Origin of the sequence: Sinomicrobium pectinilyticum, assembly GCF_003725735.1 — a bacterium.
GTDB lineage: Bacteria > Bacteroidota > Bacteroidia > Flavobacteriales > Flavobacteriaceae > Sinomicrobium > Sinomicrobium pectinilyticum.
This window is the reverse complement of record NZ_RJTM01000025.1, coordinates 1-25,559: the sequence shown is the minus strand read 5'-3', so window position 1 is coordinate 25,559 and position 25,559 is coordinate 1. Positions and strand designations below refer to the sequence as shown.

The 25,559-nt window shown below is 42.6% G+C and carries 20 protein-coding genes; 8 read left to right on the top strand and 12 right to left on the bottom strand.

The annotated features are described in order from the left end of the window. Nucleotides 1-62: 62 nt before the first annotated feature. The gene (locus ED312_RS04095; protein WP_123214737.1) at nt 63-668 is read right to left on the bottom strand and encodes a TetR/AcrR family transcriptional regulator; all 606 of its coding nucleotides are present in this window, start codon (nt 666-668) and stop codon (nt 63-65) included. A gap of 241 nt (nt 669-909) precedes the next feature. Here ED312_RS04095 and ED312_RS04090 point away from each other — a divergent pair, with 241 nt between their 5' ends. From ED312_RS04090 to ED312_RS04080, 3 genes are all read left to right on the top strand, one after another. Beyond that, nucleotides 910-1,758, top strand: coding sequence for a DUF2911 domain-containing protein (locus ED312_RS04090; RefSeq protein WP_123214736.1), 849 nt, complete (start codon nt 910-912; stop codon nt 1,756-1,758). Between the two features lie 179 nt (nt 1,759-1,937). Then, nucleotides 1,938-2,750: a helix-turn-helix domain-containing protein gene (locus tag ED312_RS04085; RefSeq protein WP_123214735.1), complete on the top strand. Its 813-nt coding sequence runs from the start codon at nt 1,938-1,940 to the stop codon at nt 2,748-2,750. A 72-nt stretch (nt 2,751-2,822) separates the two neighbouring features. Then, complete coding sequence (locus tag ED312_RS04080) at nt 2,823-3,401, top strand: NAD(P)H-dependent oxidoreductase (RefSeq protein WP_123214734.1); 579 nt, start codon at nt 2,823-2,825, stop codon at nt 3,399-3,401. A 45-nt stretch (nt 3,402-3,446) separates the two neighbouring features. On the opposite strand, the gene ED312_RS04075 is transcribed toward ED312_RS04080, so the two are convergent. The 8 genes from ED312_RS04075 to ED312_RS04040 form a co-directional block, all read right to left on the bottom strand. Further along, nucleotides 3,447-3,827, bottom strand: coding sequence for a DUF6876 family protein (locus ED312_RS04075; protein WP_123214733.1), 381 nt, complete (start codon nt 3,825-3,827; stop codon nt 3,447-3,449). 62 nt (nt 3,828-3,889) lie between these two features. Next, nucleotides 3,890-4,342: a DUF4625 domain-containing protein gene (locus ED312_RS04070; RefSeq protein WP_123214732.1), complete on the bottom strand. Its 453-nt coding sequence runs from the start codon at nt 4,340-4,342 to the stop codon at nt 3,890-3,892. Nucleotides 4,343-4,371: 29 nt separating this feature from the next. Beyond that, nucleotides 4,372-4,590 carry a hypothetical protein gene (locus ED312_RS04065; protein WP_148044213.1) on the bottom strand — a complete coding sequence of 73 codons (219 nt, stop codon included), beginning with the start codon at nt 4,588-4,590 and terminating at the stop codon, nt 4,372-4,374. A 194-nt stretch (nt 4,591-4,784) separates the two neighbouring features. Further along, nucleotides 4,785-6,152, bottom strand: coding sequence for a DUF4302 domain-containing protein (locus ED312_RS04060; protein ID WP_123214730.1), 1,368 nt, complete (start codon nt 6,150-6,152; stop codon nt 4,785-4,787). Nucleotides 6,153-6,164: 12 nt separating this feature from the next. Then, nucleotides 6,165-7,193, bottom strand: coding sequence for a substrate import-associated zinc metallohydrolase lipoprotein (locus ED312_RS04055; protein ID WP_123214729.1), 1,029 nt, complete (start codon nt 7,191-7,193; stop codon nt 6,165-6,167). A 29-nt stretch (nt 7,194-7,222) separates the two neighbouring features. After that, nucleotides 7,223-8,719, bottom strand: coding sequence for a RagB/SusD family nutrient uptake outer membrane protein (locus tag ED312_RS04050; protein ID WP_123214728.1), 1,497 nt, complete (start codon nt 8,717-8,719; stop codon nt 7,223-7,225). A gap of 16 nt (nt 8,720-8,735) precedes the next feature. Next, nucleotides 8,736-12,353: a SusC/RagA family TonB-linked outer membrane protein gene (locus ED312_RS04045; RefSeq protein ID WP_240643016.1), complete on the bottom strand. Its 3,618-nt coding sequence runs from the start codon at nt 12,351-12,353 to the stop codon at nt 8,736-8,738. Between the two features lie 200 nt (nt 12,354-12,553). Next, the gene (locus tag ED312_RS04040) at nt 12,554-13,696 is read right to left on the bottom strand and encodes a FecR family protein (RefSeq protein ID WP_123214726.1); all 1,143 of its coding nucleotides are present in this window, start codon (nt 13,694-13,696) and stop codon (nt 12,554-12,556) included. Nucleotides 13,697-13,924: 228 nt separating this feature from the next. On the opposite strand from ED312_RS04040, the gene ED312_RS04035 reads away from it, so the two are divergent. Then, entirely contained in the window at nt 13,925-14,485 is a 561-nt protein-coding gene (locus ED312_RS04035; protein ID WP_148044212.1) for an RNA polymerase sigma factor, read from the top strand. A 258-nt stretch (nt 14,486-14,743) separates the two neighbouring features. On the opposite strand, the gene ED312_RS04030 is transcribed toward ED312_RS04035, so the two are convergent. After that, nucleotides 14,744-15,505: an SDR family NAD(P)-dependent oxidoreductase gene (locus ED312_RS04030; RefSeq protein WP_123214724.1), complete on the bottom strand. Its 762-nt coding sequence runs from the start codon at nt 15,503-15,505 to the stop codon at nt 14,744-14,746. Nucleotides 15,506-15,600: 95 nt separating this feature from the next. Continuing rightward, nucleotides 15,601-16,533: a helix-turn-helix domain-containing protein gene (locus ED312_RS04025; RefSeq protein ID WP_123214766.1), complete on the bottom strand. Its 933-nt coding sequence runs from the start codon at nt 16,531-16,533 to the stop codon at nt 15,601-15,603. 308 nt (nt 16,534-16,841) lie between these two features. On the opposite strand from ED312_RS04025, the gene ED312_RS04020 reads away from it, so the two are divergent. Next, on the top strand, nt 16,842-18,863 hold the full coding sequence (locus ED312_RS04020; protein ID WP_123214723.1) for a DUF3857 domain-containing protein: 2,022 nt from the start codon (nt 16,842-16,844) through the stop codon (nt 18,861-18,863). A gap of 248 nt (nt 18,864-19,111) precedes the next feature. On the opposite strand, the gene ED312_RS23680 is transcribed toward ED312_RS04020, so the two are convergent. Then, nucleotides 19,112-19,372, bottom strand: a complete 261-nt coding sequence (locus ED312_RS23680; RefSeq protein WP_170164442.1) for a hypothetical protein — start codon at nt 19,370-19,372, stop codon at nt 19,112-19,114. Nucleotides 19,373-19,549: 177 nt separating this feature from the next. Here ED312_RS23680 and ED312_RS04010 point away from each other — a divergent pair, with 177 nt between their 5' ends. The 3 genes from ED312_RS04010 to ED312_RS04000 all read left to right on the top strand — a co-directional run. Next, nucleotides 19,550-23,926: a CusA/CzcA family heavy metal efflux RND transporter gene (locus tag ED312_RS04010; RefSeq protein ID WP_123214721.1), complete on the top strand. Its 4,377-nt coding sequence runs from the start codon at nt 19,550-19,552 to the stop codon at nt 23,924-23,926. A gap of 91 nt (nt 23,927-24,017) precedes the next feature. Continuing rightward, a complete protein-coding gene (locus ED312_RS04005; RefSeq protein WP_123214720.1) occupies nt 24,018-25,157 on the top strand; it encodes an efflux RND transporter periplasmic adaptor subunit in 1,140 nt (379 codons plus the stop codon). Nucleotides 25,158-25,362: 205 nt separating this feature from the next. Then, a partial coding sequence (locus ED312_RS04000) for a DMT family protein (RefSeq protein ID WP_148044210.1) occupies nt 25,363-25,559 on the top strand: 197 nt, incomplete at its 3' end.

Here is a 25,559-nt window from a genome sequence, read left to right as displayed (position 1 = left end):
TTTTATACCAAATGGTATATTTATAGTTAAAAAATTTAGTTTACGTATTTCCCTGTCTGTTACTATTGCGCATTATGCCACTCTGTGCGGATAATATGCTTCAACATATCCATGGTACTGTTAATATAAGAAGAGTCGTCCATGGTAAGGCTCATAAAAATAGCCCCTTCGATCATGCTGAACATCTGCCGGGCGCTTTCGGAAGCATCCAGGTCCTTTTTCAGTTCGCCGTTGCTTTTGCCTTCTTCTATTATATCTGCCAGGCTTCTCTCGATCTTGCGGATGATGCTACGGACACGATGCAGTAGTTTTTCGTTCTGGTGATTGGAATCCACTCCGATATTGAGTATGGGGCAGCCGCCCATTTCTCTGGAAAAATCGGAGTACTTACTGTAAAAATCGACAATGAGCAGAAGTTTTTGCAGGGGAGTGGAGCCTTTTTCCTGGTATTCCCTTACCTGTTGAAGCACACGTTTTACGTTACAGCGAAAAGCCTCTATGGCGAGTTCTTCTTTATTTTTAAAATTTCCGTATATCGCTCCTTTCGTCAATCCGGTAGCTTCCGTAATGGCACTCATACTGGTAGCGGCATAACCGTTCCGGTTAAAAATAGGCGCAGTGGTCTCAATAATAAACCTGGAGGTTCTCTCTGATTTTGTTAACGTCATAACAGGTGATTATATGCAAATATAATAAAATATACCTATTGGTATTTAATAATTTTCAATACATGAAAAACCGGTATCTCAACGATCACTTTTTTTAAAACCGGCGAAGCAGTAGTAAAAGCCGGCATGTGGAGCGGGACAGCAGGAAAAGTAAGGTTTAATCATCTGCGAATTGTATTTCTTCATTATCTTTAGGGCGGAAACTTTTTAATCAATAATAACTAATTCAATAACAACTACCATGAAAAAACACATTTTAACGCTATGCGGTCTGATGCTTGCTTCGGTTATGGCCACAGCACAGGTAAAGACGCCCGCACCAAGTCCTTCTTCTAAAGTAGAACAACAAGTAGGACTGACTGAGATTACCCTCGAATATTCCCGTCCTGCAATGCGCGGAAGGACCGTATTTGGCAACCTGGTCCCTTACGGGGAAGTATGGCGTACCGGAGCCAACGAGAATACAAAGATCACTTTCAGTGACGATGTTAAAATAGGCGGCAAGGAGCTGAAAAAAGGCAGTTATGCTATTTATACCATTCCCAATGCGTCTTCATGGAAGATTATATTCTACAGTGATACCGGCAACTGGGGAAATCCTCAGGAATGGGATGACAGCAAAGTGGCTTTAAAAACCACAGTGACCCCGGAAAACCTTCCTTTTGACATCGAATCTTTTACGATATTGTTCGGGGACATCACCAGCAATTCGGTAGAACTGGGTATTATGTGGGAAAGAGTTTACGCCGGTGTGGAAATAGAAGTACCTACGGAGGCCAAAGCAATGGCGAGTATAGAAAGTACATTAAACGGCCCTTCCGCGCGTGATTATTTTTCTTCTGCGGTATATTACCTGGAAGAAGGGAAGGACATTAAAAAAGCCAAGGAATGGATAGATAAGGCACTGTCCATGCAAAAAGAAGCCCCGTTCTGGATGTTACGCCAAAAATCGCTGATCTACCATAAAGCGGGAGACACAAAAGGTGCTGTCGAAGCGGCCAGACAATCTCTTGCCGGAGCGGAAAAAGCCGGTAATGCGGATTATGTGAAACTGAACAAGGACGCACTACAGGAATGGGGAGCCAAGTAGGCTTTTCTTCTTTTAATATCTCACTTATCATTTCGGGCGGAGCAGGGTATTTCCGGGGTTAATCAGGCCCTTGGATACTGTTCCCGCCCGGAGTGATATTTCGGGTTTTTCCGTTAATCCTAACTTTTCAGAAGCGTACCCTGACAATTACCGGTTAAAACTATTAATCAGCAGCTAAAATGTCAGATCCCGGAACATATGAAACTTACCGCATTCCGGTATCTCCCGAATTTAGGGAGGTTTTCACACATTTTTATTTTGCGGCAAACCGTTCGGAAACAACCATATCCAAAACCTTTTTGCCTTCTTACCAAATCATACTGATATTCAATTTTGGCGAAAAGGCTTTTATACGATCCGGAGAGCAGCAAATCGAGGTAGAGAAATGTTTATTGCTCGGACCTGTAAAAAAAGCTTTTGATTACACCCTTATACCCGGTTCGGAAATCCTGGTTGCCAATTTTAAGGATGATGCTTTTTATCGTTTTTTCGGGAATGCTTTAATGGAAAAAAACATGGCGGTCCACCCGGATGATCTCACTGGTGAGAATTGCTTTTCCGGGGTATGGTCCGAACTTAAAAAACTGCCTGTTAATGAAAAGCGGGTAGATTTTATCCTCGATTTTTGCCGGCCCTATTTAAAGGACAGGAATACGCTCATAAACCGCCTCACCGGTTTCGAAGATAAAAACCTCGATGTGGTCAAGACCCTGGCCGGAGAAACGGGGCAGACCGAAAGGAACATACAGTTGCAGCACAAAAAACAATTGGGGTATTCTGCAAAAGAAATACGCCGTTATTCTCGCTTTTTAAAAGCTATCGAAATGTTGCAACAGCATACTTCCGGACCGGGAATAAACTGGTTTGAAGTAATCCATACATGCGGATATTATGACCAGAGCCAGCTTATTCATGATTTTAAATATTACCTGGGGCTTACTCCGGTGAACTATCTCAAATTCCAGAGGGAGATCTGCAACCCCGTAAGTTGAATTTCGTTTTCTTACAATTTCAGGAATTTCGTGTGTTCTACTTTTACCCTATCAACATTAAAAGTAGAAAACATGAAACATTTAATTATTTATGCACACCCCAATCCGGAAAGCGCAAACGCATGGCTGAAAAAAAACCTGGAAAATCATCTGCAAAATACCGGTCACGAGGTCATGTTAAGGGACCTGTACCGGATTCAATTCCACCCGATACTTTCGGCGGAAGATATGCAGGGACAACGGATGGGAACTGTCGCTCACGATGTGAAAACCGAGCAGGAATATATTTCCCGGGCAGACTGCATAACTTTTATTTATCCCATTTGGTGGACCGGCCTTCCGGCTATTCTGAAAGGGTATATAGACAGGGTATTCAGCTATGGTTTTGCCTACCGGTACGACAAAGGGGTACAGAGAGGGCTTCTTAGCGGGAAGAAGGTGGTGATTGTCAATACTCACGGAAAATCTGCGGAAGAATACCGGCAAACGGGAATGGATAAAGCCCTATCGCTTACTTCCGATGCCGGGATTTATACCTATTGCGGCCTGGAAATCGTAAAGCATTTTTATTTTGACAAAGCGGACCGTGCTACGGGAACGGACCTGGAGCGGTGGTTGAAAACGGTACTGGAAACCTATACGGCAGGTTAATACATTAAAAACTGAGGAGATAAAGAAGGGTAGAGGCAAGGGATTTTAATATTCCGTAGGGAGAAGTAAGGTACGGCCTATAAAATATAAACAAAGGGAAATACCCTTATCCATGGGAAGTGTTGCATATATCCTCGTTATTTCAAGTGTTTCCCCGCTTTTCGTATTGTATTCTATCCAGTATTTATCACTTTCCGTAAGGTACAGGCGAATAAGTATAAAACCGTAGTTTCCGGACAATTCCCGGGCCTGTGCAGCGATGTCACAAAACAGGTGATCTTCCCTGAATAGGGACATAACCGCTTTTACACCATCCGTATAATAAAACAGGTGCTCCGGATGATAATGCAATTTACCGGAACTGCTGAAGTTTTCAATCTTTTTCCGGATTACCTTATTGATGTTTCTACGTATAAGCGTATTCATGGTATTAAAAGCAAAAAGGGATTTTTTGTTATAGATTCGGGAAAGACAGGGGTAGGATTACTTTATCGGATTTCAATATTTTTAATTCTTCTTGCAAAGGAAGGGAGGTTATCTATTTGGGATAGGAAGTTTTCAGAATTTTCACCTTTGATCTCCTGTATGACAATCCCTATTTTATATGCCCCGGACGGGACATTTTCGGGAATGTTTATTTCTTCTTTTATATAGCTTTGAGAATAATAATTTTTGTTAAAATTCCAGTTTTTACTGGTCTTCTGATTTTCGGGTTCTATAAACATCATAATGGTATAGGATGCATTGGCCGAGGATGAAGTACGCGCTTCCAATAACACTTTATCTCCCCGGGAAACCGTTTTTAATCCTTTTCCTTTGTCTGTACTGTATTCGAAGGTTTGGATATAGACATTGTTGCCGATAGAATCATCATCGCCTGAGCAGGAAACCAGGTATATGAGCAGGAGCATGCCAATTGTGATTGTTTTTACTTTCTCCATAATTTATTTTTTTATAGAAACAGTGTTTTTCAGAATTCTGAAAAGTTTATAAGGTTTATAATGACTGCCAGAGACTCATAGGTGCGTGCTTTAACTTTTTTCGGGGGCATATGGGGTAACTTGTTTATGTACGGACCTATAGCCGGTGTGAATTCACAAAATGTGTTTTCTATGCCATCGAGCAGGTGTTCGGGGTAAGGGCAGGCTTTTACTTTTTCATAAATATTGTCAATTAATAAACGTGCCATTTTTTTATCCCTGGTTTGCAGGAATACGGCAGATAAGGAGCGTAATTCCCGGATTTTTCCGTGCCTGTCCATTTCTTAATTCAGGGTTTCTGATGATAGTTTGCGTGAGTTTTTTGTTTAAAAGGGCCGCCTGATGGTCTGTGCAGACGGCCCATAGGTGAAAACCTAAAACATAAGAACAAATTTTATTTTGTTTAATTGTTTCTGTAATAGTTACTTGCACAATGAACTCTTAAAGTTGCATCTTCTGCACTGGTTAATGTATACCCTGAATTAGTATATTGTGGCCAAAACCTACCTTCGTTATTCACAATGAGTCCTTCCGGATTGGTAAAGAAATATATAAGTGGCATCAGGTATTCTTTAAAATTAGAAGCATTTCCATTTATTTCATTTAAGTAATTGAATTTGAGTTTTTTATCTTCTTTTTTAAATTCTACGGCATAAGATGCAAAATATTGTGTCTGACCATAAAAAAAGTAAAAATCCAGGGTATGCGTGTTTTGAGGGGCGTCCGCTTGTTTATTAAATTTTATAACAATGTCCTGTAGTTGGAACTCCGGATGATCTTTTTGTGCATCTTTGTCAACCTGGGAATACATTTCTTTGAATGCGTGAGTGTTTAGCACCTGATCAAACCTTTGTCCGGGAGAAAAAGCCAAAGAGTAAACCGAAGTACCAATATCTTTATAATCATTATTAATATAAGCAGGCTCATTGGAATATGTTATCTCAGCTACTGCGTTTTCTGCGGTAGAAACAAATTTCCTTTCCTCTTCATCCCAAAGAAAGTCCGTAAATTTCGCAGACTCCAGTTCCAGGGGAGGGTTTAGCACTATTCCTTCCGGCGTAAATCCTATTCCGAAAGATTTTTCTACCAGTTTATCATCGATGGGAGTAGTAGATTCTACGAATCTTTTCAAGACATTGTAATTAAAGTTATACAAAAATGTTTTTCCTTCTTTTATTACTTTTATTACCTGGAAAACCGGATCGCCGGGTTGAGGAAAGAGATTGTCTGCCATTTTCATATTCTGTAGAACCATATTATTCCAATCCTCAGCGCTTGCTTTTTCAAATACTACATCCACTTCATTCCTTACACTTTTAAAATGGAGCTTCCCGTCTTTTTCCCCGTAAAAATTAAATTCGTTATCGCCTTCGTACCCTCTTCCTCTTAATTCGGCAGGGAATGAAGAATTATTGAGTTTATGAATGTGATTCCTGGTAGAAAAAGTCAGTTTGGTAGTAGCTCCGAGGTTAAGATCGTACCGGCTTGATCTTACTTCGTTATTTTCATCTATGTCAGAAGTCATCTTTACGGAGCCATCTTCTGAGAACTCCATCAACAAAGTAAAGCCCCCGAATTTATCATTATTTGGAAAATAGGTAGTCTTCCATCCGTTTTCTGCGGATGTCAGGTGGTCTTTCAGTTCTTGTTCCCTGGCACTGATCCTCCCGGATGGGGAGTCCTGGAAGAGTTGTTCCTGATCGTCTCCGTTACAGGAGAGTAATACCATTCCGGTACATACCAGTATATATATTTTCTGTATAGCTTTCATCTGTTCTTTATATTAGTCTTTGTGCTTTTCCGTAATCTCCCGCATTTTTTCATCTACGAGTTCCTGTAATTCGTAGATATCGATATCCCATTCCGACTTAAAATAATTGGCTACGATTTCCTCTTTTTCCCGGAGGTTTTTAACAGCTTCATTCAGCTTTACCAGGCTCACCTGTAGCTTTTGTATGTCTTCTTCTAATTTTTTTACCTTCTTCAGGTCGTCTTCCGCTACTTTTTTATTCGTTAATTCCTGCACCTTGATCTTTATCATCAACTCCGTGAGGGTATTTTGTGTCGTCTTTAATGCGGTTTCCGTAGCTGCGGGAATGCTGTCTATTATAGCGTCAAATTCTTCTTTGGACATGTTGAGCATATGGGAAGTCATCTCTGCAAAATCTTCGAAATCATTCATTTTTGCGTAAGCTGAAATAAAACCTTCGCTATTTGCCTGGGCATTGGTAAAATTGTACCAGTTAGAGGTGTACCCCGAGGGAGTGATCTCTACGTATTTGGGATCAAAAGGTTTGGTCTGGTTCAGAATATGGCAATATTCGTGTTGAATGGTATGCATGTAACTTCTTGTTTCTTTTACGTCCGTCAGGTCCAGGTCATCTACCTTGAAGAGCGTTATTTTCATTCCGGCTTCGGCAAAACCTACCGTTATTGTTCCGGACTGGTTAACATTTTCCCCTCCTGCCAGAAATAATTGCCTGGGGGCCAGATTTTTAATGAAATCATTTCCTCCAACTTTGTTATAGGGATCAATCCATACATCGTGAACTACTTCTAATAAGGGCTTAACGTTTTCTTCCGTAGGAGGGTAGAGGTGTTTGTCTTTCGGATATTCATCATCATCCCATCGGTATTCCACATCAATGTTATATGGCGTTATGAAATTATCCCGTATCCAGGAGTCAAGGTCAGAAAGTTCCGGGGTTTTTGTATTGAGAACACTATCGGAGGATAGTGAATCTTCCTTGTTGCATGCCCATAACGAGAACAGGACCGTGATGAGCGTTATATATGTATATTTACTTTTCATCTTTTATATTTTACATTTTTCAAAAGCGGTTATCTGGGGTTCGGAGTCATCCCGAAGGATACGGCAGACGGAGGTATCTGTAATTCCCGTCGGGGATCGTTTCCGGACAGGGTAGATATATTTCCCGAAAAATCCGAATGTCTCACATCCATATTCCATCTTTTATTATCTAACCATCGCATACCTTCATGACAGAATTCCTTTCTCCGCAATTCGGACAGACATTTTATAAAGGGAAGCTGTGATTCCGAAATGTCATAAGCCGGTTTGAATTCACCCGGCTCCGGGGTATAGAAATTTTTGATGTCTTCCGTGGTCAACACATCCGATGCCGGGTCATACCCGTTGATTTTTTTGGATAGAAAAGCATTTATATCCTGAGTGGCAAGGTCGATATCCTCTTGCATAGCATATGCCTCTGCCCGGTTGAGCAATACTTCATCATAGGAGAGAAGAACACACATGGTATAGTAATAAACAGTACTGGCACTTAAATTGGCTGTTTTTTGGTATAGATCGAATTTGGGTATGTTACGAAACAGGTCCGCACTAAAAATACGATATGCCCATCCCTTTTGTTCTATGGGGCTGGTATTGGTATGAAACAATTCCTGTTCTTTATTTACGGAAAGGGCATATCTGTAAGACCTGTAAAAATAACCATACCCTGAACTGGTAGAAGTAATGAGCAGGTTCGCTGGTTCTTCCGAAGACTGGTATTTTATCTTCATCTCTGCGGGGGTTATGGTAGCGTAATCGTCATTCCAGCCTCGCAAGTTCTGTGTTGCGCCTCCTGCCAGGACATCATTCGCATAATCAATCACTTTTTGCCAATCTCCTTTGAAAAGATAAAAACGGGAAGCAAAAGCCTTTGCTGCATTTTCCGTGAAATGGAACTTCGGGTGTTCGTAATCATCACGGATAAGGGGGAGCCCTTCCTCAATATCTTTTTCTATTTGCTCGTATACCTCCTGTACGGTACCTCTTTCATAGTCTTTCAGTACTTCCTTTTCCGGTGTTGTCACTACCGGGATTCCCGGATCAGATGTTGCTGTAGAAGGATTGTATGGTTTGCACCATAAGGTGGCCAGCATAAAATGCGAATAGGCTCGTATAAGCAGTGCTTCTCCTTTTTGGGCATCCAGTTCACTACCACTTCCCATTTCTTTAATTGATTCCAGGGCCTGGTTGGCCTGGGCAATGGATTTGTAGCAGGCATTCCAGAAAAACACGGGAGTGTCGGAGAGATCGTTGTTCAGATCATTCCATTTGTACATTTCCGTATTTACCTGGTCCCTGAACCCGGCATTAGCCCCGTTGCCCTTGTCATCCGCATTATCACTCATGCTTTCGGTGAAGAGAAAGTAGCTTGCCTCAGGATATGCCCCCGTAAGCAGTTCATTGATCTTTTCGGGACTATCTATTTCTGTACGGTTATCAGGCACTTCATCCAGAAAGGATTCGCAGGAAATAAGTAAACCAAGAATGGTAGTCCATAAAAAACCGTAACGTTTATATGTTTTCATAATTAATTGTCGTTTTTTAGAATCCTACATTAAGTGTCAAGGTATATTGTCTGGTAATGGGGTAAGCCACTCCTCCGGCACGGAAAAACTCAGGATCTTGTCCGTTGAGCGCGGCATCGGAATAAATCAGAAACGGGTTGGTTGCCTGGAAGCGGAGCAAAAAGGTGCGCATACCGAGTTTTTCGGTAATACTACCGGGAAATCTGTAGGTAAGTGCTATATTTTTCATTCGTACGAACGAACCGTCAACCACCCGTTCCGTGGAATAGTTGTAGGCATTATAAGCCCTGGTTAGATCTCTGTTATCAAAATTATTGATCAGCCTGCTTGAGGGAATTACCGGGACATTGGTCATGTGCTCGTCTCCGGGTACCAGCCACCTGTTGATGAATTCACCGGGAAATACGTCCAGGTCATTGTAGTTGTCTTTATACATAGGGGTCAGCCGTATTTTATTTCCTGCCTGCATGGTAATCAATGTACTGAGTTCCCAGTTTTTATAGGTGAAAATATTGGACAGTCCCCCGGTAACGTTAGGCTCTACGGGGCCTTCGTACTTGAGGTATTCCAGGATGGCTTCGTTTTCCTGAAAATCCACCCCGGTTATGGGATCTCTGCCGTCGTGAAAATTGTAAGTCGGTAATCCGCGGTTATCCAATCCGGCAAAATCAAAGGAGAAGATAGAGTTTCGCTGATATCCTGCCACATTCCCTCCAACATCCCGAACGAGGTCAAATACATTGGGTAGATTCTCTACTTTGGTGATCTCCTGATCAAACCAGGCGAAGTTTACCGTAGAATTCCATTTAAAGTCTTCCGAATTTATGTTTTTCGTGGAAATGGCGATTTCCAAGCCTTTGGTGGTCATATCCGCATTGTTGGCAAATTTCAGATATTGCCCTCCGATTCCGCTGGTCCTTACCACATCTATAAGGTCAAAAGATTTTTTTTGATATATATCGGCCGCCAGGGATATGCGATTGTCAAAAAGTCCCAGGTCAATACCTATATTGGTTTCGTGCAGTTTCTCCCAGGTGAGCTCGCTGTTTTCCAGCTCATCGATATCAATCATATTTTCCCTGTCGGCCGGATTAAACCTGTTGGTTATCTCGTTACGAAAGATAGCAAGGGCATTGCTGGCTATACCGAGCCCCGCAATAAGACCGTAACCGCCCCTGACAGATAAATTGGATATTACCGGGGAGTCTTTCAGGAATTCTTCGTTAGAAACATTCCACTTTCCGCTGACATTCCACGTAGGGAGCCATCGTGCGCTTTGTGCTTTTCCAAGCTTGTTGGAACCCTCGTAATTCCCGGTAGCACTTATTACATAGCGGTTATCGAAGGCATAGGTCCCCTGGGCAAAAAAGGCAATCCCTCTTTCCCTGTCCTGGGTTTTTCCGAAGTAATCGGTGGAATTTAACAGGGATCGTTGCAGGATACGATAATCCGTAAAAGGAATGCCACCCCTGCTGTACTGGTATCCGAACCCCGTAAAGAAATTATTACTTCTGTCGGTATACCGGTATTCCTGTCCCAGGTATAATTTCAGGTCGTGTTTATTCTCAATGGTTTTGGAAAAATCAAGTGCGTTTCGGAAATAAAAACTTTGCAGGTTGTCTTCGGCAAGGTTATAGATACCCCCTTCCGGCAGTACCACTTGGGGGAGCGAATTAGGATTGTCCGGGTCCTTAAACAGAAAAATATTCTCATCAGCCACTACCTTTGTTTCATTCGCCCTGTACGCCGCAGCAACATTAGAGTTTTCCGTGATGTTATGTTCCTTAGTACTTTTCACATATCTCACAGAACCCAGGAAATTATATTTCAGGTCATCATTGATCTTAATCCCCAGTTCCCCTTGTATTTTAAGGTCGAGGATCTTAAGATCAATGCTGTTGTTTTGCATTTCATTGATGACATTAAAGGGTGCCCAGTTGAAACGATAAGATTCGAGGTTGCCATTTCCGTCTCTCGGGCGGAGTGTTCTCGACGTATTCAGGGCGTAGCTGAACGGGTTTATATCAAAATCCCTGGTATATTCCCCGTCTACGGTATTGGTCTGCCGGTTATAGGTTCCCGGGGCTTTCTGGTCCCTTATAGAGCCCTGTACGAGCAGTCCGGCGGTCACCGCATCGGAAAAATAGTAGGTGTTCCTGATATTTCCGGTAATCCGGCGTATGCGGTCTGCAATGCTCCATCCCGGATCTGTAAAATATCCTATAGAAGCGTATTGGGTCGAATTTTCCCCACCTCCCGAAAAGCTGAGGGTATGGTTCTGGGTAGGTGTAGTACGGAAGAGGGTCCTGAACCAGTCCGTATTTGCCATTTCATATTGTTGCAGGAAGCGGTTCCGGGCTTCCGGGGTATTTTCCAGCCCAAAATTTCCTGTATTCGGATCGTAGCTGTTTATAGCTCTGTACATGATATTATAAACACCTCCATATCTTCCTTGTGTGGACGTAGCGAGATTCAGAAAACCTTTTCGTTCCATTTCCTGGTATACCCCCATAGTTTCCTGAGAATTGAGCAGGTCGTAATCCGCATACGCGGGGATACTCCTCACCGTGAATTCCCCCTGATAGGTTACCGTGCTTCTGGCATTTCGTTTTCCGCGTTTGGTGGTAATGATCACCGCCCCGTTAAGTGCACGAGCACCATATAAGGAAAGGGCAGAGGCGTCTTTGAGGATTTCGATGGATTCGATATCATTGGCATTCAGCCCGGCAATGGCCGAACTAATGAGCGTTGCGGCATCCCCGGAAACCAATTGGTCAAAAGAGAGGTTCACAATCTCTTCCTGGACGGCCCCGTCCACGACCCACAGGGGCTTGGTATCCCCGAAAATGGAAGAACCGCCCCGGATGGTTATTTTGGGAGCCGCTCCAAACGTACCCGTAACATTCTGTACATTTACCCCGGCTGCCCTTCCTTCGAGCATCCTTCCCGCATCTACAATACCGTCTATTTTCATTTCTTCGGCATTGATGGTCTGTGATGCCCCGGTAAATACTTTTTTGGCAATGTCCTGGTACCCGGTAACCACAACTCCCTGCAGTTCGGAAACATCCTCCTCCAAAGACACGTTCACTGTTTCCCCCGATACGGTGACTTTTTTGGATTTCATTCCCAGATACCGGAATACCAATATATCGCCGCTTTTTGCGGTAATCGTATATTTTCCGTCAAAATCCGTAGTAACTCCGCGAGATGTACCTTCCACGATTACGGTAACCCCCGGTAAGGGCACACCGCCCGTATCGGTAACCGTACCGGATATCCCGGTCTGGAGTACGGAAGAAGGTACGGAAGAAACCGGAAGATCCTTTTTATCTTCTTTTTCCATGAGAAATACCCGTTCATTCCGTATTTTAAAGGTAATGGGCATACCTTCAAACAGTAACCGGAGGGCTTCGTTCACAAGTGCCTGTTTTACATGAAGAGATACGGACAGCTCCGGGTTCAGAATGTCTTCCCTATAGAAAAAGCTGTAACCGGTCTGTTCCTTTACTTCTTCCAGGGCTTCTTTTATAGGGATATTTTCAAGGGACAGATCTACTTTTTTCTGTCCGTATCCTGAATAAGCAACTATCTGGAAGATAGAAAAGAATATGAAAAAGAGTGATAGCTTCACTTTTAAATGTTTTATTTTCATAATTTTGAAAAACTTTGTTTAATGGTTTCGTGTGCGATAAGTAAATCATTTAATGAAGAGCAGAAGGGGAAATGTTGGCGCATTTTCCCTTTTTTCGGCTAGTAAGGTTCTATTACATAGGCACTGGTTTTTAAATAAGGTTGTTTGAATTGAGTTAGCATTATGGTATATCGATATCTTTATTTCTTTATGGTTATGAGATCGTCTTTGAGGGAATATTCAAAGAATTTAATGGTGGTAAAGGCTTTCAGTACATCTTCGACACTTTCATCCTGAATATCGAAATCGCCGTAAAAACGCACATTTTCCAGCTCCTTGTTCTCATTGACAATACGTACACCGTAACTTCGCTCAATTTTTTTGATCACCTCAGAAAACGGTTCCTGTATGAAAACCAAGCGGTGTTCTGTCCAGGCCACATCATTTTCTATGATGATCTTGTCTACGGAGATCGTTCCTTTTTTGTTGTTGAAGAAAGCAGCTTCCCCCGGGACAATGGTTACCGGTGTGCCTTCCGAATCTTTTCTGCTTACCTGGACGGAACCTTCCTGCAGGGATGTCTTTATACAGCCGTCATTTTCATATGCCCTTACATTAAAGCGGGTACCTAGTACTTCCACCACCATTTCGCCTGTGTTTACCAGGAAAGGTTTTTCCTTGTTCCCGGTCACGGAAAAATATCCTTCGCCTTTCAGGTAAACCTGCCTCTGTTTTCCTCCTTCGAAACTTACGGGAAAGCGAAGTATGGATTCCGAGTTCAGGAATACTTCCGTACCGTCGGCGAGTAAAATGTTAAACCTTCTGCCTTTCGGGACCGTAAGTTCATTAAAAACAGGTTTCCCGGCAGTATTCCGGCTTTCCGTATTGTAATCCAGACGATCATTTTGCTGATTAATGACAAGATCTCCGTGAGTATCTATTATTTCTTTACTGTCATTGGCACGAAGCTCCTTTACGGTGCCGTCGCTGAGTTTCAGCGTTACAAGTTCAGGCTCATATTGCAGTTTTTCTTCGGGGTCGTTTAACAGAACCATATAACCTGCACCCAGTATTATTACAGCTATGGCTGCATATTTCAACAGTGGCTGCAAGACCCGTATCCCCCTGCTTTTTTCCTTCGGTTTCTTTATCCTGTGCAGTATGTCGGCCAGGGCATCCGGCCCGGGGTTGTCCTGCGCCCAGATATCGGTGAGATAATTATCCTGAACGAGCTTTTTGAAATACAATTCATTTTTCTTATCTTCTGACAGCCATCCGGACAGGGTTTCCAGTTCTGTTTCGGTAATTGTATTATTGAAATATTTAATTATGATATCCTCCATAATTTATGTCAATTCAAAAGAGTATTTTTGATAGTGACTGAAAAATGATCAAAAACCCTTAAAATTTTTTATTTTTTTTTAATCTTTGCGAAAACACGTTTACTGACGCTTCGGTAGCTACCCCATCCTTAGCTTTTTTATATCAGATCAGAAACAGGTGATATATGCACATGGAACGGCATAGTGCTGATTTATCTGTATAATGAATACCTCATTAATTCGGTTTATATGAAGAAGGACGCATTGAGATCTTTTGTTGAAGATGGAGACGATCAATCTTTTACGGAAATTTTTAATGCCCATTATATTCCTTTGGTCGCATATATATGCCAGTACACGCAGGACCGAAGCGAGGCCGAGGATATCGCCCAGAACAGTTTTGTAAAATTGTGGGAAAAGAGAAGGGAACTCCGGATACATACTTCCTTAAAAAGCTACCTCTATAGTACGGCATATAATCTTTTTATAGATAAATACCGGCAGATGAAAAAAACCAACGATTACTTGGAGAACCTGAAAGAGGAGGCTTTATATGAGATGTCCGGTCAGTCGGAAACAGAACTGATGCGGCAACTGGAACTGCTGGAAAGTGCCATAGAAGAGCTGCCTCCCAAATGCCGGAACATATTCATCCTGAATAAAAAAGAGGGATTTACCTATAAGGAAGTCGCCGAAAAACTGAATATATCCGTAAAAACCGTAGAAACCCAAATGCGGATAGCCATGATTAAACTCCGGGAACGTCTGAAAGATAACCCTCTCGTTCTGGCTCTTGTCCTTAATATGTGATTTTAACCTATTTTATTTGTAATCAATATATTGAACTTTATTATATGATGCTTTTGTTTGAATGTGTTAATAAGAACGATAGGATAAAAAACATTCTATGGCCACAGGGAAAGCAATAAAAAGAGGCTGTCTAAAAAGTCAAGGCAGCCTCTTTTTTATTCGGGTAGGTATCCGAGAAAAATCTCAAATACGCAAATCTCAGGGGGTTGAAAAAACTTTTTAGACGCCCTCGTACTGTTTTCGGAAAGCCAAAGATGCTTAAATATGCATTCCGCCGGATGCTTCAATACGTTGAGCATTTATCCAACGGGCTTCGTCCGTACAGAGAAAGGCAACAATGCCCCCGATGTCGTCGGGCAGTCCTGCACGGCCAAGGGCAGTAACGCCCGCTACCATGTCATTCATCTCCTTATTATCCCGTACACGTCCGTTGCCGAAATCCGTTTCTATAGCTCCCGGCGCCACTACATTGGCAGTGATCTTCCTGATTCCGAGTTCTTTGGCCAGATACCTCGTAAGTACTTCCACGGCTCCTTTCATCGAAGCATATCCCGAAGAACCGGGCAGGGAAAAACGGGCAAGCCCGGAGGAAATGTTAATGATCCTTCCGCCATCGTTCAAAAAGGGAAGTGCTTTTTGGGTGAGGAAAAAGACTCCTTTGTAGTGAATATTTATCATGTTGTCCAGCTGTTCTTCCGTTGTTTCGGCAAAAGAGGCGTATAATGCTGTTCCGGCATTGTTAATGAGAAAATCGAAATTCGGGCTTCCCGTTTCCTCTTGTAAGTGGGAAGTAACCTGTTCGAAGAATTCATCGAATGTTTCCACCTTACCGGTGTTTAACGGATAGGCTATCGCCTTTTGCCCGAGGGAACGGACCTCTGCCACAACCTCATCCGCTTTTTGTTTGTTACTGTTATAGGTAAGAATAACATCGATGCCTTTTGAAGCAAGGCTGACGGCCATATTTCTGCCGAGTCCCCGGCTACCGCCCGTTACCAGTGCAATTTTTTGAGTACGCATATCTGTTTGATTTTTAGTACTGCAAAGTACGGGCATTCTGTTAGCGGGATGTTTGTGTAAATCTATCCGTTATTTGTAAAAATCAAATAAGTAAGTTATCGGTAATTTAACGGAGAAAGGGAGGTCTGTTTTTTAAAGAAATTGGAAAAATGGGCTATTTCTTCAAATCCCAGGCTGTAAGCTATTTCCGAAATGCTCCAGTCCGTTTGTTTCAGTAATATTTTGGCCTCCTGGGTAATCCGGCTTCCAATAATGTCGGTAGTTGTCTTTCCCGTATTTTCTTTAAGGGACTTGTTCAGGTGATTGACGTGAACGGACAGCCTGTCAGCATAATCCTTTGCCGTACGAAGCTTAAGTCTCTGTTCCGGGGATTCGATGGGGAACTGTCGTTCAAGCAGCTCAATAAAGAGGGAGAGGATACGGGTAGATGCATTTTTACCGGAGTGAAGGATAGTGGCGGGCTGTAGTTTCTGCCCGTAATGTATGAGTTCCAGCACATAATTGCGGAGCAGGTCGTATTTGAATTCGTAATCCGACGAGATCTCCTTTTTTATTTTCTGGAATACCCGTTCTATATCTTCAGCTTCCTCTGACGATATTTCAAATACAGGATATCCTCCTGACCTGAAGATAGGGAGCTCGTCGAGGATTACACCGGTTTTGTTCTTTACCATGAATTCTTCCGTAAAAACACAGAAAGAACCGGCTTGATTATCATCCTGCGGTATCCAGTTATAAGGGATTTTAGGCGTTCCGAATAACAGGGCGTTCTGATTTACCTGTATTATTTTATCGGCGTATTCCGCACGGTTTCTGCCTCTGATGAGGCTGATCTTGTAATAAGCTCTCCGGTTATAAGGCATTATTTTTTTTCGCCTGGCATTCCGTATGGTATCCGCCACATCAAAAATATTGAAATGTCCTATTTCCTTGTGAATCCCCGAAGGTAACAATGCTTCGATATCTTTGCCTGTGAATTCTACCGCCTCCTTGTAAAAATCTTCCAGCGACGTATGGTTTATACTCATAACGGAACAGGTATTGTTTGTAAAAAACAAATATACGACATTCTTTTATAGCAAAGAACCGGATAGATGGAGATGAAAGGGCGATTAGATGGAAAAAGACATCCCTGATTTCAGGTATATATGGGGTGTTTTAACTTTTTGTAGCGGAAGTATGCACAGAGGATACAGCGAAGTTTCCTATTTTTGCCGGTAATCTGCCTTTATTGCACAAGTGCGGCACCCCTCGGGGGCAGAGAAGCCATACCTTACGGTTTTCCCTTAATTCTGGAAAAACAGGTATTTTTAATTAAACTTTTCGATACTATTCTATGGAGCAAATAGCGAATGATGAAAAATTCCGGTTTCATGAACCCGGAAACTGGATTGAAAAATTAGATGACGAACAACTGAAATCCCTGATAAGAGAATCCGATTTCTCACGAAAACAGGCAGATGAAGGCCGGGATTACTGTTATTTTCTGAATAAGGTCTTTTATACGGAAGACCACAGGGAGTCTGATTATGTCTGTATGGCTTATACTCTTAACGAGCCGGCCAATCTGGAGCAGGCCTCCGCTTATGATATGGTACTGGAAGATAATGAAACCTATCACATACACCGTATTAATGTTCTGAGGGAGGGACAGCTTATCGATAAAATCCCCGATACGAGTATTAAGGTACTTGATGACGAAAACCGCAGTGGAGGCGGCATACTGAACAGTACCAAAAAAATAAATGTCTCCATCCGGGACCTGCGGCTGTATGACGTACTGATCCTTGAGGATTCCCGGGAAAAAATATTTACCGACCGGGATTTTCTCCGCAGGGAATTTTGCAAATACGTTTGGATGGGTTCGCATAACTACTGGGCTTACGGCACCTGTAATTTTAAGTTCATAAACCGGAGGAGTAAGACGGTTGCATATAAAAAGACATTCTTCCGTGATGAACAGGGACATGTACAGGAACCGGAGACCGGTTATCTGAAAACAGGGGAGACCTTTGAACTGAATCAGGAAAATTACATTAATCCCACGGATTCCAACCGGGAAATTTCTCCATATATAGATTTTGCAACGGACAGCAACTGGGAAGAACTGTCCGGTTATATCTCTCCGTTTTACGAAGATGTCTATAACAAAGAACCCCTGGAAAAATTCGCGCCGGAGGTGGTTCGGAAACTGGATGCCCTTCCGGACAAGGACGAACAATTAAAATACGCTCTCGATTTCGTACAGAATCGCGTTTACTATGTATATAACGCCTATGAAATGAACGGGCATAAACCCCAGGAGCCGTCTGTCACTTATGCCAATAAACAAGGAGATTGCAAGGCAAAGACCGTATTGCTCAAAGTTATCCTGGATCATCTCGAAATAGCATCGTCGGTAGTACTGGTTAACTACAATACGGATTTTTATTTCAAATATTACCTGCCTTCGCTGTTGTCTTTTAATCACGTAGTGGTGAAAATCGATTATAAAGGGGAAACCTATTTTGTAGATGCCACCACGAGGGACGATTTCGGCACCATAGAAAACCGGAACTTCATCAGTTTCCTGCACTACCTGGAAATCAAACAGGGACAGGACCTGCAATTGCGTAAACCCTTCGTTTTCCCGAAATATTGTATTGATGAAAAGGTAGAGTTTAATGTGGAGAAGAACATAGGAAAACTTACCCTTACCACCGTATTCCGTTACAACCGGGCCAATAATATGCGGCGGTATTTTAAAAATACCAGTAAGCGGGAAATCATCGACAACTGGAACAATATCATGTTCTATAACCTCAATTATAACAATGACAGGAATAACCTAGATTCCCGGGATGTTTTTAAAAATGCATCCATTGGTATAATAAATGATGACAAAGAAAGTAATGAAGTAACTATTCAATATTCCGCTACCATAGAAAACCCTTATTTTACAGACAATAAAGGGACCCGTTTTCTCATGTATTTCGATCGCAACGTAGTGAAGAATACCGCACGCGATTTTCTTCATAAAGACATTACCTTCTGGCATAATTTTGACAGTGAGCGGTATGAGATACACCTGTATACGGACCAGAAAATAGATATGAAAGAGAAATATACCATACAGGAGAGTACCATTAACAATACGTATTTTACTTATAACAGCAGGAAAAAGATCCGGAAAAACGGGGGCAGTGCCTTTATTGAGTATAATCCCGTTGCCAACCAGGAAATTTCCCCGGAGGATTTCGAGAGTTTCCGGGAGGCACACCATAGGATTGCCGATAGTAATTTCGGACTTGGTATAGATATTATAGAACCGGGCCTGTTGAATATGTTGAAATTCAATATAAAGAAAAACTTCAGGTAGATAAGGAATACCTGTTGTTATACTTGTTGTTATGAAAAAGGAAAGGGAGACGTAGTATTTTTCTTTTCCTTTTCTTTTTTGTTGTTTTTAGTTCCCGTTCCCTTACTTAATGTTCTCACTATATAACCTGCTCATTTCACTGCCCGAACTATAATTTAAACCGTTTCTAAGGATTTAAATTTTGTTTGTACCAGTGTGGTATTTACTTTTGTCCTGTGACCAGGCTATGTATATATATTCTCATTCCATTAATGAATGTAAACACTTGCTTTTTTCAGCAATTGTTTAAAGTTCCCGTCCTGTTCCAGCACTATATGGAACATCAGGAAAATCTGGGGGGTAACCTCCATTTCATTGACTTTCTTTCCATGCATTATGGGGGGCAGGATATGGACGATGATGACGATGACCGGGATATGCAGCTCCCTTTCAAAAAAGTAGATTACGGTGCTGCGCAGGTAGTTTTTGTTCCCGTCCGGACATATAGCAGTCCGGATTCCTTCGCACAATGTTTATCCGGTATAAAAATCAATTTTAAAAAAATTCTTCACTCTAATCCCCATTTGGGAGATCTGATAAAACCTCCTATGGCATAATTCCTCTTATTGGTTTATTTTTTGAAAGTAGTGGGGCACATCTTCTTGTGTTACGACTGCATTTTCTTATATATTCAATTTTAAGAAGTTATGCTTGATAAAATCATTCAGTTTTCTGTAAAGAACAAACTGGCAATCGGCATTTTTACATTACTCTGGATCGTTTATGGCGTATACGAAGTAACCCGTTTGCCAATAGATGCCGTACCGGATATTACCAACAACCAGGTACAGATTATTACAACAGCCCCTTCTTTGGGAGGAGAAGATGTAGAGCGGCTGATAACTTTCCCCATAGAACAGGCCATGAGCAATATTCCGCAACTACAGGAAAGCCGAAGTATTTCCAGGTTCGGATTGTCAGTAGTCACCATTGTTTTCGATGAAAATGCAGATGTATATTGGGCCCGGCAGCAGGTGGCGGAAAGATTGCAAAAAGTTGAGATCGACGAAAATGCAAATACTCCGGAAATGACTCCCGTAACTACCGGCTTGGGAGAAATATACCAATACGTCCTGAAACCCCAGCCCGGTTTTGAAAGCCGATATTCCCTTACGGAACTACGGACCATACAGGATTGGATTGTTAAAAGGCAGCTACTGGGCACACCGGGTGTTGCCGATGTCTCCACTTTCGGAGGAAAATTAAAACAATATGAAGTAGCTGTAAATCCTGCCCGCCTGGAGGCGCATGAACTCACTATCAACGATGTGTTTACTGCACTGAGCAGGAGTAATCAGAACACGGGGGGAGCCTATATAGAAAAAGGGGCTGCCGTATTGTACATCCGCAGTACAGGACTGGCAAAAAGTATAGAAGACATTGGCAACATAGTCATCCGGAATACACAGTCCGGAGTGCCCATACTTGTAAAAAATGTAGCGGATGTCAATATTTCCTCTGCAATCCGCTATGGAGCGTTGACGACGGATGAGACAGGGGAAGCCGTGGGTGGTATTGTTATGATGCTCAAAGGGGAAAATGCTAACAATGTCGTAGATAATGTTAAGGAAAGAATTGCTGAGATACAGGATATTTTACCTGAAGGCCTTGATATAGTTCCGTTTCTCGATCGTACCAAAATGGTGGATAATGCCATAGGCACGGTAGAGAAGAACCTTATCGAAGGAGCACTCATCGTAGTACTTGTCCTCGTATTATTCCTCGGAAACCTGAGGGCAGGGCTTATTGTGGCATCTGTCATACCACTTTCGATGCTCTTTGCCGTTATCATGATGAACTTTTTCGGTGTAAGCGGTAACCTGATGAGTCTCGGTGCCCTGGATTTCGGACTGATAGTGGACGGGGCCGTTATTATAGTGGAAGCCATTTTACACCACTTACACTCCTCCGGACAATACAAGGGGCTTACCGTAATATCCCGGGAGCAAATGAATAGGGAAGTTTCTGGTTCTGCTTCACGCATGATGAATGCGGCTGTGTTCGGACAGATTATAATCCTCATCGTATATCTTCCTATTCTTTCCTTACAGGGAATAGAAGGGAAAATGTTCAAGCCTATGGCGCAAACCGTGGCATTTGCCATTTTGGGAGCTTTTATACTCTCACTTACGTACATTCCCATGGTAAGTTCCCTTTTTATCAGTAAAAAACTTAACCGGCGACTTAATTTCTCTGACAGGATAATGAGAAGACTGGAGGTGTTTTATGAAAAGTGGCTGGAAAAAGCATTGAAGGTCAAAAAAGGAGTTATTGCCATAGCAGTGGTGCTCTTTGCCATTGCCCTCTTTATTTTCAGCAGAATGGGAGGGGAGTTCATCCCTCAGCTGGAAGAAGGAGATTTTGCAGTAGAGACGCGTTTACTTCTCGGCACCAATTTAACGACAACTACGGAGACCATCTGGAAGATTTCGGCTGAACTGCGAAAAAAATACCCGGAAGTGGAACAGGTAGTATCACGTATTGGCAGTGCGGAAATACCCACTGACCCTATGCCCATTGAAGGAGGGGATATGATTATTGTACTCAAAGACAAATCTGAATGGGTCAGTGCATCCTCATTCGGGGAAATGGCAGAAAAGATGTCCCGGACTGTTCAGGAAGTTGCTCCCGGCGTTACCACCGGTTTCCAGTTTCCCGTGCAGATGCGTTTTAACGAATTAATGACAGGCGCAAAACAGGATGTGGTATGCAAGATATACGGGGAAGATCTTGATAAACTTGCACAATACGCAGAACAACTTGGGGACATCAGCCGTACGGTAGATGGGACTGCGGACCTGTATGTGGAAAAGGTAACCGGAATGCCACAGATAGTCATAGACTATAACTGGGCAGAAATGGCCAGGTATGGTATTTATGTGCAGGATATAAACCGAACGGTAAACGCAGCTTTTGCAGGAGCCGTTGCCGGAAATATTTATGAGGGCGAAAAACGCTTTGATCTGGTTGTGCGTGTTGAGAACGAACGCCGAAAAAGTATAGAGGATGTTCGCGGATTACTGGTATCGACTTCTACCGGTGCGCATATACCGCTGCACCAAATAGCTACGGTAGAAGAAGTGGAAGGGCCGAACCAGATACAGAGAGAGAATGCCAAACGCCGTATAATAGTCGGTTTTAATGTTAGAGGACGTGATGTACAGAGTATCGTGGAAGAGCTGGAACAAAAAGTAAACCGCAAGATGAACCTCGACCCCGGATATTATGTTACGTACGGAGGGGCATTTGAAAACCTGCAACAGGCCAAAAGCAGGCTTGCAATAGCCGTTCCGGTAGCTTTGCTACTCATATTTGCCCTTTTGTATTTTGCTTTTCAATCATTGAAGGAGGGGATTATCATATTTACTGCTATTCCTCTGTCGGCCATAGGAGGAGTATTTGCTCTTGCCATGCGTGATATGCCTTTCAGCATCTCTGCGGGAGTAGGTTTTATAGCGCTTTTTGGAGTGGCCGTTCTCAATGGTATTGTGCTGATATCCGAATTTAACAGGATACAAAAAAAGGGAGAAGTAACAGTTCCTTTGCAGATAATTATGCGGGGAACCAAAAACAGGCTGCGTCCGGTACTTATGACTGCAGCAGTGGCTTCTCTGGGTTTCCTCCCCATGGCGTTGAGTAACGGGGCCGGGGCGGAAGTACAACGTCCTTTGGCTACAGTAGTTATAGGTGGGCTTATTACGGCAACTTTTCTGACTCTTTTTGTGTTACCGGCAATTTATCTTATGACATATCATGTAAAAAAAGTGGTTCCTTTCGGAAAGAACAGGGGAATTAAGTTTCTCCTTTTGCTATCGATAATGTTCCCGGCTACAACAAATCTTTCGGCACAGGAACCGGTGAAGCTTTCTTTATCAGAATCCATTGAGGTAGCCATGAAAAACAACAAAAGGATCAAGGCAGCCGGATATAACGAACAGGCCGGGGCCATGCTGAGCAGGTCGGGTTTTGGCATTCCCGGAACTGTGGTGGACATGGACTATGGCAAGTTTAACAGTGAATTTGATGATATGCGCTTTGGTATAAGCCAGACCTTTAGCTTTCCGACGGTTTATACACGTCAGAAGAAAGCCTTATACAAAGAGTACGAGGTGGCAAAAGCGCAGACTGTGCTGACCGGTCAGGAAATAAAAACCGGCGTGCGTATGCTTTTCTATGAATTGCTATGGCTGGAACAGAAAAAAAAAATGCTGCAATATGCGGATAGCATTTACAGGTTGATGGAAGAAAAATCGGAACTCCGTTTTAAGGTTGGGGAAACCAATATCATCGAAAAAAATACTTCCCGGTCCGCCCGACAATTTTATACTAATCAACTTCATATGATAACCAGCGATATTGAAATTGCCCGTAGTTCCTTTAATGCAATATTACAGGACAGCATCACCTACATGCCTGCCCCGACAGGAATAAAAATCGATTTTGTTGTCCCGGAAGAGCAGGCTGTAGAAAACCTTCCTATGGCGCAATTGTCCCGGAGTAAAGCAGAAGCGGCAAAATGGCGTTGGAAAGCGGAAAGGGCGCGTATGTTCCCGGATATTATTGTCGGTTATAATAACACAAGTATAAAAGGATTTCAGACGAACAAAAAAGGAGAAGAAGTTCTCTATGATAGTAGGGACAGGTTCGGGTATATAAATGCAGGACTTAGCATACCTCTTTTCTTCGGCAGCCGGTCGGCAAAAAATAAAGCCGCCAGGGCCCAATGGAAAGATTATTCCGCCCAGGCAGAGGCCATGGAGACAGAACTTTCTGCCGAGGTATTCAATGCCCGTAAAGAACTCCTGAAGTACAGGGAAAACCTTGATTATTACGAGTCGGAAGGGCTTGCCAATGCAGAAGCAATTATTGATGCTGCCAACAGTCAGCTCGAAAACGGAGATATCGACTATCTTCGATGGGTCCTTGTAGTTAACCAGGCAATAACGATCAAGAACGGATATCTGGACACGGTCCGTAATTATAACCGGGCTGTCATAACAGTTCAGAAGTGGAATAACCTGTGAAGGGCTGTGAATCCGGCTGAAACGGTCTTTGTACTTCTTTGTATGCAATTAATACGATTTATACGGCCATTGAAAAATAAAAAACAAACTGATGAAAAAATATATAGGAATAGCAGTATTGGCCATAATGGTTATGGCTTCCTGCAACGAAAATAACAAAACGGAAGAAAAACCGGTTGAGGCACTACCGCGCCCGGGGATACTGGAACTGACACCGGAACAGGCTAAAAATGCCGAGATTGAAATCGCCAGTCCGAAAATACAGGAAATCAGCGGAATTATAGATATTCACGGTACAGTGGCAGTGCCGCCTCAAAGTAAGGTAAATGTGACATTTCCCCTCGGAGGTTATATCCGTAAGACCGATATTATGCCGGGTATGCACGTCAAAAAAGGCGATGTACTTGCCGTAATAGAAGACATGCAATACATTCAATTGCAGCAGGATTACCTTACGGCAAAAGAAAAATTCAGCCTGGCAGATAAGGAATACGTACGCCAGAAAAAACTCAATGCCGGAAAGGCAAGTAGTGACAAATTGCTTGAGCAGGTAAGTACGGAAAGAAAAACACAAAGAATCTCTATGGTATCCCTGGGCAGAAAACTGGAATTGCTCGGCATCAATCCTGATAAACTTATGGCTGAAGGAATCCGTAGATCCGTAAATATTTTGTCACCGGTAACCGGACTGGTGTCCAAAGTAAATGTCAATGTCGGTAAATATGTGTCTTCTACCGAGATGCTTTTTGAGGTTATAGCAATGAAAGATATCGTTTTTTCCCTTAATGCATTTGAGAAAGACATACCATTTTTGAAGACCGGGCAGGATGTGGAAGTCTTTTCCAATAACAATCCGGATAAAAAATACGCGGCGAAAGTTATTTATCTGAACCACAGTCTTGATAATGACCGTGCGGCAGAAGTAATCTGCAAACCCGAAAAATATGACGAAGCACTGTTACCAGGCCTTTTCCTCAATGCCCAAATACATATTGATAACAAAAAAGCCATGGTACTGCCAGAGGAAGGAGTGGTAAGCTGGAAAGGGAAGAGCTATGTTTTCAGAGCTGTAGGGAACGACACGTACGAAATGCTGCCCGTAGAAGCAGGTGTGGTGTACGATGGTTTACGGGAAATATCATCAGATTGGCTGTCCGTTGAATCCAGGCTGGTAGTAAAAAATGCTTATACCCTGCTTATGAAAGCAATGAACAGTGAAGAGGAAGAGTAGAAGAACTACGGGAATACTATGAAGAGAAGCCTGTCCCTTTATACCGGAACAGGCTCTTATTTATTCCGATGTCTCACAACGTATTGAAAATCTCCATAACCGGTGACAGTAAGGTTGGAACAGGCGTAAAAATTTTACAAACCGACGAGAAAAAAAGATAAACGATTACAAAACTAAAATGTATTTTTAGAATAAATTTTCCCGTATGAAGAGATATCTTTTGCCCCTGGTATTACTGGTGCTGTCCAATTGTTTTATGACGCTTGCCTGGTATGGCCATCTCAAATTTTCGGAATGGAAAGGCTTTTCAAAACTCGGCCTGTTCAGTATTATAATAATCAGTTGGGGGCTGGCATTTTTCGAATACTGTTTCCAGGTCCCTGCCAATAAAATCGGGTTTTC

Excerpts from the sequence above, each read along its gene's own strand:
- ED312_RS04060 (WP_123214730.1), bottom strand. The coding sequence starts at position 6,152 with ATGAAAGCTATACAGAAAATATATATACTGGTATGTACCGGAATGGTA.
- ED312_RS04010 (WP_123214721.1), top strand. The coding sequence starts at position 19,550 with ATGCTTGATAAAATCATTCAGTTTTCTGTAAAGAACAAACTGGCAATC.
- ED312_RS04035 (WP_148044212.1), top strand. The coding sequence starts at position 13,925 with ATGAAGAAGGACGCATTGAGATCTTTTGTTGAAGATGGAGACGATCAA.
- ED312_RS04080 (WP_123214734.1), top strand. The coding sequence starts at position 2,823 with ATGAAACATTTAATTATTTATGCACACCCCAATCCGGAAAGCGCAAAC.
- ED312_RS04085 (WP_123214735.1), top strand. The coding sequence starts at position 1,938 with ATGTCAGATCCCGGAACATATGAAACTTACCGCATTCCGGTATCTCCC.
- ED312_RS04005 (WP_123214720.1), top strand. The coding sequence starts at position 24,018 with ATGAAAAAATATATAGGAATAGCAGTATTGGCCATAATGGTTATGGCT.
- ED312_RS04020 (WP_123214723.1), top strand. The coding sequence starts at position 16,842 with ATGGAGCAAATAGCGAATGATGAAAAATTCCGGTTTCATGAACCCGGA.
- ED312_RS04095 (WP_123214737.1), bottom strand. The coding sequence starts at position 668 with ATGACGTTAACAAAATCAGAGAGAACCTCCAGGTTTATTATTGAGACC.
- ED312_RS04090 (WP_123214736.1), top strand. The coding sequence starts at position 910 with ATGAAAAAACACATTTTAACGCTATGCGGTCTGATGCTTGCTTCGGTT.
- ED312_RS04025 (WP_123214766.1), bottom strand. The coding sequence starts at position 16,533 with ATGAGTATAAACCATACGTCGCTGGAAGATTTTTACAAGGAGGCGGTA.
- ED312_RS04040 (WP_123214726.1), bottom strand. The coding sequence starts at position 13,696 with ATGGAGGATATCATAATTAAATATTTCAATAATACAATTACCGAAACA.
- ED312_RS04055 (WP_123214729.1), bottom strand. The coding sequence starts at position 7,193 with ATGAAAAGTAAATATACATATATAACGCTCATCACGGTCCTGTTCTCG.
- ED312_RS04075 (WP_123214733.1), bottom strand. The coding sequence starts at position 3,827 with ATGAATACGCTTATACGTAGAAACATCAATAAGGTAATCCGGAAAAAG.
- ED312_RS04065 (WP_148044213.1), bottom strand. The coding sequence starts at position 4,590 with ATGGCACGTTTATTAATTGACAATATTTATGAAAAAGTAAAAGCCTGC.
- ED312_RS04030 (WP_123214724.1), bottom strand. The coding sequence starts at position 15,505 with ATGCGTACTCAAAAAATTGCACTGGTAACGGGCGGTAGCCGGGGACTC.
- ED312_RS04050 (WP_123214728.1), bottom strand. The coding sequence starts at position 8,719 with ATGAAAACATATAAACGTTACGGTTTTTTATGGACTACCATTCTTGGT.
- ED312_RS04070 (WP_123214732.1), bottom strand. The coding sequence starts at position 4,342 with ATGGAGAAAGTAAAAACAATCACAATTGGCATGCTCCTGCTCATATAC.